This is a genomic window from Luteibacter sp. P4_D7_3 (assembly GCF_056401735.1).
Window position 1 is genome coordinate 1 of record NZ_JBFUIT010000205.1, and the last position, 7336, is coordinate 7336.

General features: G+C 64.6%; 7 protein-coding genes and 1 pseudogene. 3 read left to right on the forward strand and 5 right to left on the reverse strand.

Features of this window, described 5'->3' with window-relative positions:
- Positions 1 to 459, forward strand: a pseudogene (locus tag AC1DSN_RS15645) (alpha/beta hydrolase); the annotation flags it as partial.
- Here the strand turns inward: AC1DSN_RS15645 and AC1DSN_RS15650 are convergent.
- On the reverse strand, positions 456 to 1004 hold the full coding sequence (locus AC1DSN_RS15650; protein ID WP_477294206.1) for a hypothetical protein: 549 nt from the start codon (positions 1002 to 1004) through the stop codon (positions 456 to 458). The pseudogene AC1DSN_RS15645 and the gene AC1DSN_RS15650 sit on opposite strands and share 4 nt — an antisense overlap.
- Positions 1005 to 1156: 152 nt before the next feature.
- Here AC1DSN_RS15650 and AC1DSN_RS15655 point away from each other — a divergent pair, with 152 nt between their 5' ends.
- Entirely contained in the window at positions 1157 to 1999 is an 843-nt protein-coding gene (locus AC1DSN_RS15655; RefSeq protein WP_477331551.1) for a class I SAM-dependent methyltransferase, read from the forward strand.
- Between the two features lie 11 nt (positions 2000 to 2010).
- Here AC1DSN_RS15655 and AC1DSN_RS15660 read toward each other — a convergent pair whose 3' ends face one another.
- From AC1DSN_RS15660 to AC1DSN_RS15670, 3 genes are all read right to left on the reverse strand, one after another.
- Positions 2011 to 2853: a helix-turn-helix transcriptional regulator gene (locus AC1DSN_RS15660; protein WP_477297105.1), complete on the reverse strand. Its 843-nt coding sequence runs from the start codon at positions 2851 to 2853 to the stop codon at positions 2011 to 2013.
- 65 nt (positions 2854 to 2918) lie between these two features.
- Entirely contained in the window at positions 2919 to 4343 is a 1425-nt protein-coding gene (locus tag AC1DSN_RS15665) for a sugar porter family MFS transporter (RefSeq protein WP_477331553.1), read from the reverse strand.
- Positions 4327 to 4971: a nucleoside/nucleotide kinase family protein gene (locus tag AC1DSN_RS15670; RefSeq protein ID WP_063573212.1), complete on the reverse strand. Its 645-nt coding sequence runs from the start codon at positions 4969 to 4971 to the stop codon at positions 4327 to 4329. Before AC1DSN_RS15670 ends, AC1DSN_RS15665 begins: the two co-directional genes overlap by 17 nt.
- Before the next feature lie 219 nt (positions 4972 to 5190).
- Between AC1DSN_RS15670 and AC1DSN_RS15675 the strand changes: the two genes are divergently transcribed.
- Complete coding sequence (locus AC1DSN_RS15675) at positions 5191 to 6405, forward strand: MFS transporter (RefSeq protein WP_477331555.1); 1215 nt, start codon at positions 5191 to 5193, stop codon at positions 6403 to 6405.
- Here the strand turns inward: AC1DSN_RS15675 and AC1DSN_RS15680 are convergent.
- Complete coding sequence (locus AC1DSN_RS15680; protein WP_477331557.1) at positions 6402 to 7154, reverse strand: SDR family NAD(P)-dependent oxidoreductase; 753 nt, start codon at positions 7152 to 7154, stop codon at positions 6402 to 6404. The two genes, AC1DSN_RS15675 and AC1DSN_RS15680, sit on opposite strands and share 4 nt — an antisense overlap.
- Positions 7155 to 7336: the final 182 nt, after the last annotated feature.

Below are 7336 nucleotides of genomic sequence, written 5' to 3' on the forward strand. Positions count from 1 at the left end.
GAACTGCAGTGGTGGTATCAGTTCTATTTCGCCACCGAGCGGGGGCGCGACGGCTATGCCCAGCACACGCGGGATTTCGTCCGCCTGATCTGGGAACAGGCGTCACCTCAGTGGCACTTCGACGACGCGACATTCGAACGCTCGGCACCTGCCTTCACCAACCCCGACCATGTTGCGGTATCGATCCACAACTATCGCTGGCGCCTTGGCCTTGCGGAGGGTGAGCCGCAGTTCGACGCGCTGGAAGCGAAGCTCGCCACGTTCCCGTCCATCGGCATACCGACGATCACGATGGAAGGCGACGCCAATGGTGCACCGCATCCGGATCCGGCCAATTATGCGAAGAAGTTCACCGGCAAATACGAGCACCGACTGATCACCGGCGGCATCGGGCACAACCTGCCGCAAGAGGCACCGCAGGCGTTCGCCAAAGCGATCATCGACGTCGACAAGGTCTAACGCAGGTCGACTTCGTCCTCGAGCCTCTCCACGGACACAGCCAGCTTGTTATCGCGAAGTGCGAACGCGGAGTGGCCCTGCTCCAGATCGCCCACCGCGACGCGGTCACGCGTGGCGGTGACGTTGGCGTCCGCCTTGCGAACGGCCACGTCGAACACGACAGGCGAGAGGCTCGTCACCCTGACCTTTAGTTCGTCGCGGCTCTCGGCGTCTTCTACGGCCCGACTGCCCTGTTGCGAGGTCGAATAGACGAGGCCTTGCGAGTCCACCACGACAACCATGACGCGGTACGGTTTATCGTCGTACGTTGCCGTGACGACGAAGGTCTTTACGAAGGCCACGGTTTGCGCGGTGTACGGAATCGGTGGAATGAGTTCGTCGGCGACCGGCGCGACGCCACGGGTGAGCGCCGGAATACCCAGGGTCAAGGTGGCCGGCACGCTGGCATGCACGGAAGCAACGGCATGTGCAGCGCCGGGTGGCGCGGCGGCGGATGCCGCCACCGGCAGGGAAACAGCCACCAAGATGAGCATTGCGGCGCGCATGCCCGGTCATCCTCGCGTCAACGTCGACATCCATTAGGCACCGTGTGCGGACCCCGTTCCATCCGTACTTGTACGCATAGCCGGCCAGAACCTTAGAATGGCGACCCCCACCCCCGTTTTTTTCGCCGCCTGCCGCGGTGTCAGGAGTTCTCTTGTCCCATTATTCCGGCCCGCTGCTGACGCTCCCGCTAGCCCAGGCGCTATGGGACGCGCGCGGTGCGGGGGCGCTCGACTGGACGGGATCGATGGATCTGGGGCGCAGCGAAGAACGCGTCGGCCTTCGGGCGGAAGCCTGGGAAAGGCAGGGCCACGCTTACCCTTATCCGGGCAAGCTCAAGGACCGCACGATCTACTTCTGGGATGGCGATGAGTTCTCGCCGGTGTCGCGCTTCTCGGGTTCGTTGATCAAGCTGGTGCCGACGTCATGGGGCGCACCAACGTTCGAGATCGATGGCATCAAGATGCTGCCTACCTCGAAGGAATCCCCCATCGAGGACGCACGCCGCAAGGTCGCGCTCGTCGAACCACGCGGCAAGGTGGTGCTCGATACCTGTGGGGGCCTGGGCTACTTTGCGGCGTGCTGCCTGGAAAGCGGTGTGGCACGCATTCTTTCGTTCGAAAAAAACGAGGATGTGCTCTGGTTGCGTACGCTGAATCCCTGGTCACCGGATCCCGATGCCGCATCCAGCGAAGGGCGCCTGCAACTCACCCATGGCGATGTGTCACAGGCGATCACGCAGATCCCGGATGCGTCGGTGGACGCCTTGCTGCACGACCCACCGCGCTTCGGTATTGCCGGCGAGCTGTACTCGCAGGTTTTCTACAACGAACTGGCACGCGTCCTCCGCCGAGGCGGTCGCCTGTTTCACTACACGGGTAGCCCGAACAAGCTCACCAGCGGTCGCGACGTACCCCGTGAGGTGGAAAAGCGCCTGGAGAAAGCCGGCTTCAAGGCGGCGCTTGCGTTGGACGGGGTGCTCGCCATCCGCCGCTGAAACAGGCGGCGTCAGGCGGTTCGGGCGGCGTGCCTGGCCTCGACGAGCGTCGCCACGCGCTCCCTGTCGAGGGCCGTGGCCGGCGTATAGATAATCAGGCCAAGCTCGGGCCGACCGTCGACCGCAAAGGCGGAATATTCCAGCGTGACTTCGCCAACGAGCGGGTGGGCGAACTGCTTCGTCCCTTCGCCGTAGCTCTGCAGGTCGTAGTCGTTCCAGATCGCTTCGAACTCGGGGCTCAACGCAATCAGCTCATCCACGAAGCCCCCGACGCGATCCGTCGCGCCGAGGCGGGCGATGTCAGCGCGAAACGCCGCCACAGCGAAGCGTGCATGATCTTCCCAGTGGCGAGTCTTGTTACGCACGCGATCGCTTGCGAATAACAATTTCAGCACGTTGCGCTGGTCGGGCCGCAGCGAACCGTATTCGGTGAGCACGGCCGCCGCCGCGGCGTTCCAGCCGATGATGTCCCACTGCGGGGTCTTGACGATCGCCGGGCTCGTCTCCAGCGAATCGAGCACACGCTGCAACTGCGGGGAGATCGTTTCGGAGGGCTGGTAGACGACCTCGGGCGGCCGGTTCTGTGCCAGGAGGAACAGGTGTTCGCGCTCCACGGCCGTCAGGGCCAGGGCAGCGGCGAGGCGATTCAATACGTCGGTGGAAGGCGCGCCGCCGCGCCCCTGCTCCAGCCACGTGTACCAGGTGGCGCTTACATTGGCGCGCAGTGCGACTTCCTCGCGTCGCAGGCCCGGCGTGCGCCTGCGCGTGGTCGGCATGCCGAAGGCAGCGGGATCGAGCTTGGCGCGGCGATCCTTCAGGTAACTGCCGAGCGGATTGTCTGCCGGAATGCTCATGCCGGGATTATGTCCCTCTCGACCATCGAGGGACATAGCGCCCGGCATCAGGGGGCATCGACCTTCTACTTCGCGCCACCGGCTTCCGCCCGGCGTTGCTGGTACGGATAGAACCGGTTCTCGCGCAACTCGTGCTCGATGCGTTCCAGGCTCTTGCCGTTCGTCTCGGGCACGAGGTAGTAGATGAACACCAGGGCGAACAGCGAGATTACCGCGTAGAGCCAGAACGTATGTGCGGCGCCAAGCCAGGTCACCAGCGACAGCGTGGTCAGCGTGACGATGAGGTCGAAGAACCAATGGCTGAAGGCACCCAGGCTCGCGCCCTTCCCTCGCACGAACAGCGGATAGACCTCGGAATTGATCAGCCAGATGCACACGCCGAAGCCACCACAATTGAGCATGAGGTAGGCAGCGAGGCAGGCGACCACCGCCCAGCGGCTGAAGTCCGTCGTCGGACCTGCGCCCTGGAACAGGAATCCCATCAGGGCCAGCGCGACGATGGATCCGGGAATCATCCACAGAAGGTAGTTGCGCCGGCCGATACGATCGACGAGGAAGCTGCCGACCACGGTCATGATGACAACGAGAATGGTACTGCCGCCGGTGGCCAGTACGGCCGCCTTGTCCGAGAAACCCGCCTTGGTAAGGATGGTCGGTGCGTAATAGATCAGCGCGTTGTTGCCCGTGATCTGCGAGAACATGGAAATGCTCGCGCCGACGATGACTGCGGGACGGATCCACGGCTTGAACAGATCCTTCCRGGTACCGACCTCCTGGTTCTGGGTCACGGTCTGGATCTCGGCCACCTCGGACTCCGCGGCGGCGTGGTTGCCACGTACGCGCTCGAGGACCTTGATCGCTTCGCGCTGACGTTCCTTCACCACCAGCCAGCGCGGGCTCTCCGGCAACACCAGCATACCCAGCAGCAGCACGATGGCCGGCACGACGCCGAGGCCGAACATCCAGCGCCAATGCTCGCCGAGTACAAAGCCGGTGAAGTACGCGATGGTGATGCCGAACACCACCATGAACTGGAAGAGCACCACCATCTTGCCGCGATGCTGTGGGGGCGCCACCTCGGCGATGTACACCGGAATGATCTGCGTGGAACTGCCTGCGGAAAGACCGAGCAGAAAACGCGAGGCGATCAGCAGCTCGACGTTCGGCGACATCGCCGATGCGATCGAGCCGAGCGCGAACAGCACGCCGACGAAGACCACCATGCGCTTCCGGCCGAAGCGATCGGACAGCGGGCCCGTGCCAAGGCAGCCGAACAGCGCGCCGAAGATGATGGCACCGGTCACCAGCTGCTTGGCCGTGTCGTCCAGCGCGAATTGCCGGCCAAGGCCGAGTAGCGCGACGCCGATGATGCCGGTGTCGTAGCCAAACAACAGTCCGCCGAGGGCGGCAACCACCGCGATACCTACGACCAACCCCAGATGCGGCGTGGCTGTCGCCGGGGCATCCATCGTGTCACTCACTGTGCGCATGGTTCATCTCCAGCTCGACGCGAGCCCGGAAGTCGGCGCGACCGGCGGTCGCGGCAATGAGGCGAGCATTCGGCTCGTCGGTGTTTTCGATCCAGTCCAGCGCGTCGTCCCGACTTCGCCCGTAGCGCATGTGGCGCGCCAGTAACTGGGCCTTGCGCTGCTGGCCGTCGACATCGACGTACCAGGCCTCGTCCAGCAGGCCATGAATGCCGGACCATGGGCCCTCGTCGAGAAGGAGGTAGTTGCCCTCCGTAATCACCAGCGGCACATCGGCGGCGACGGGAATCTCGCCGGCCACGGCCTCCTCGATCTCACGATGGAAGGCGGGGGCATAGACGGTTTCACCGGGGACCGGACTTCGAAGACGTCGCAGCAAGGCGACATAGCCAAAGGCGTCGAACGTGTCGTGGGCGCCTTTGCGCTCGGCGCGATCCAGTCGCTTGAGCTCGGCGTTGGCAAGGTGGAAGCCGTCCATCGGAACGATGACGGCGGCCTTGCCCAGGTGGGCAGCCAGTTGCGCTGCCAGGGTGGACTTCCCTGCTCCGGGTGCACCGGCGATACCGAGAATCCGGCGTCCTCCGCGTGCCATGAGCGCGTCCACGCGCTCGCGAACCTTGTTGTCGATCATGCTCTCACCAGCGGATACCTGCCATGAAAGCTAACGGTCGTCATGTTATGAACGAATGAAATTCTTGCCGCAAACCCCGTAGGAGCCGCTTCAGCGGCGATCCCGCGCAGCGGGAAGACTTCTTCCGATAAGGACGAAGTGAGCGGACATTAGCAGGCCTACAGTCCGCAAAACCCCGGCGGCATATAGGTGCCATCCCCTCCCGCGATGGCAAAAACCATGAGTACTCAACCCCTACCGAATGCCCCTGCTCCGGCCAAAGGCGGCTGGCTGGCCGTGGCTGCCGTGACGCTGGCGGCCTTTGCTTTCGTCACTACCGAGTTCCTGCCGATCGGACTGCTTCCACAGATCACCGGCGAACTGCACCTCAAGACCGGTATCGGCGGCCTGATGGTGACCACGACCGGCCTGGTCGCGGCGGTTGCGGCGCCGTTGACCACGGTGCTCGCCGGTCGCGTCGACCGCCGCAACGTACTGCTCCTGTTGTCGGTGCTGCTGATGGCCGCCAACGTCGTGGCTGCCTCGGCCACGGGATTCGCCACCATGCTGGTCGCACGCGCCTTGCTCGGCATCGCCCTGGGCGGGTTCTGGGCCGTCGCATTGGCGGCGGCGGGTCGACTGGTGAAGCCCGAGCAGGCGGCGCTGGCGACGGCCACCATGTTCGCCGGCATCACCTTCGCCACGATCATTGGCGTGCCGCTGGGCACCCTGATCGGCAGCGTCGCGTCCTGGCGCTACGCTTTCCTCGCCACGGGTGCGCTGGTCTTCGTCGCCCTCATCGCGCAGTTCTTCCTGCTGCCGCGCCTGCCCTCGGATACCGTAGTGAAGACGGCCGATTTCAGCAGCCTCCTTCGCCGCTCCGCCTCGCGCCTGAGCCTCATCATGATGGCCGTTGTCATCGCCGCGCACTTCACCGCGTACACCTACATCGCCCCCTTCCTGATCGAGCGCGCCGGCTTCGACGAGCACGGCATGACCGCGGTGCTGCTTGGCTTCGGCGTGGTCGGCTTCATCGGCAATTTCCTCGCCCCGAAGGCGATCGCGAAGGACCTGCGCTGGTCGTTGGCCGGCACGATGGTCCTGCTCGGCGCCACCATCTTCGCCTTGCCGTTGCTGGGTGCGTCGCACCTCGGCGCGAGCGCCGACATCCTGCTCTGGGGCATGGCCTATGGCGCACTCCCGGTGGCGCTCAGCGTGTGGGTCTCACGTTATGCCGGCGACCACGCGGAAGCGAGCTCCGCACTGTTCGTCATGACCTACCAGCTCGCGATTGCGGCCGGTTCGTTCCTTGGCGGTCGCGTGGTGGACAGCGCCGGCGTGGTGCCGGCACTGGTGGTCGGTGGCGTCGCGGTCGTCATCGCACTGGTGTTGCTCTTCACCTTCGGCGGACGCAAGCCGGCGTTCGCTGCGCCCGCCGAAGCGTCAGTGCATTAAACCAGCATGCCGCCGGATACCTCGATGCGCTGACCGCTGATCCAGCGGTTATCGTCCGACAGCAGCGACGAGATCATCGCGCCGAGGTCGTCCGGCAATCCCACGCGACCCAGGGCGGTCATGTCGGAAATGCGCTTGGCCAGCTCGGGGGTGTCACGCACCATACCACCGCTGAAGTCGGTGGCCACGGCACCCGGCGCTACCGTGTTCACGGCGATGCCGCGGGGGCCGAGCTCTGCGGCCATATAGCGTGTCAGCACTTCGACGGCGCCCTTCATCGCACCATACGCCGAGCTGCCAGGCATCGACACACGCGCAAGGCCAGACGAGATGTTGATGATGCGCCCGCCGTCCGCGATGAGCGGCAGCAGCTTCTGGGTCAGCAGGTACACGCCCTTGAAGTGGACGTTGTAAATGGCGTCCAGTTCCTCTTCCGTCGTCTGGTCGAAGGCGTTGTGCAGGGACTGGCCCGCGTTGTTGACCAGGTAGTCGAAGCGATGCGCCCCGAGTTCAGCGAGCGCAGCCTTCGCGCGTTCGACGAAGTCGGCGAACGATGCCGCGACACCGGTATCCAGCTGAAGCGCGATAGCTCGCCTTCCCTGCGCTTCCACCGCCGCAACAACCTTCGCCGCTTCTGCCTGATTCTCGCGGTAGGTGAAGATGCTATCGACGCCGCGCGCCGCCAGGTGGACCACGGTGCTGCGGCCGATGCCACGGCTGCCGCCGGTAATGATGGCGATCTTCGCCATGCTATTCGTTGAGTTTTCGTTGGTCACGAGCTGTCCTTTGGAGGGTGGGCCTGGACAAACGATRGGCCGGCGGGGCTCCGGACTGAATGCGCGAACCCGGCCCATTCTTGCCTGATCCTGCTCGCCAGCATAGGATGGCGCCATGACACCCGAACTGACCCAGGCGTTGCTCCGCCATACCG

Coding starts and splice junctions, on each gene's coding strand:
- AC1DSN_RS15650 (WP_477294206.1), bottom strand. CDS start 1,004: ATGCGCGCCGCAATGCTCATCTTGGTGGCTGTTTCCCTGCCGGTGGCG.
- AC1DSN_RS15660 (WP_477297105.1), bottom strand. CDS start 2,853: ATGAGCATTCCGGCAGACAATCCGCTCGGCAGTTACCTGAAGGATCGC.
- AC1DSN_RS15670 (WP_063573212.1), bottom strand. CDS start 4,971: ATGATCGACAACAAGGTTCGCGAGCGCGTGGACGCGCTCATGGCACGC.
- AC1DSN_RS15675 (WP_477331555.1), top strand. CDS start 5,191: ATGAGTACTCAACCCCTACCGAATGCCCCTGCTCCGGCCAAAGGCGGC.
- AC1DSN_RS15680 (WP_477331557.1), bottom strand. CDS start 7,154: ATGGCGAAGATCGCCATCATTACCGGCGGCAGCCGTGGCATCGGCCGC.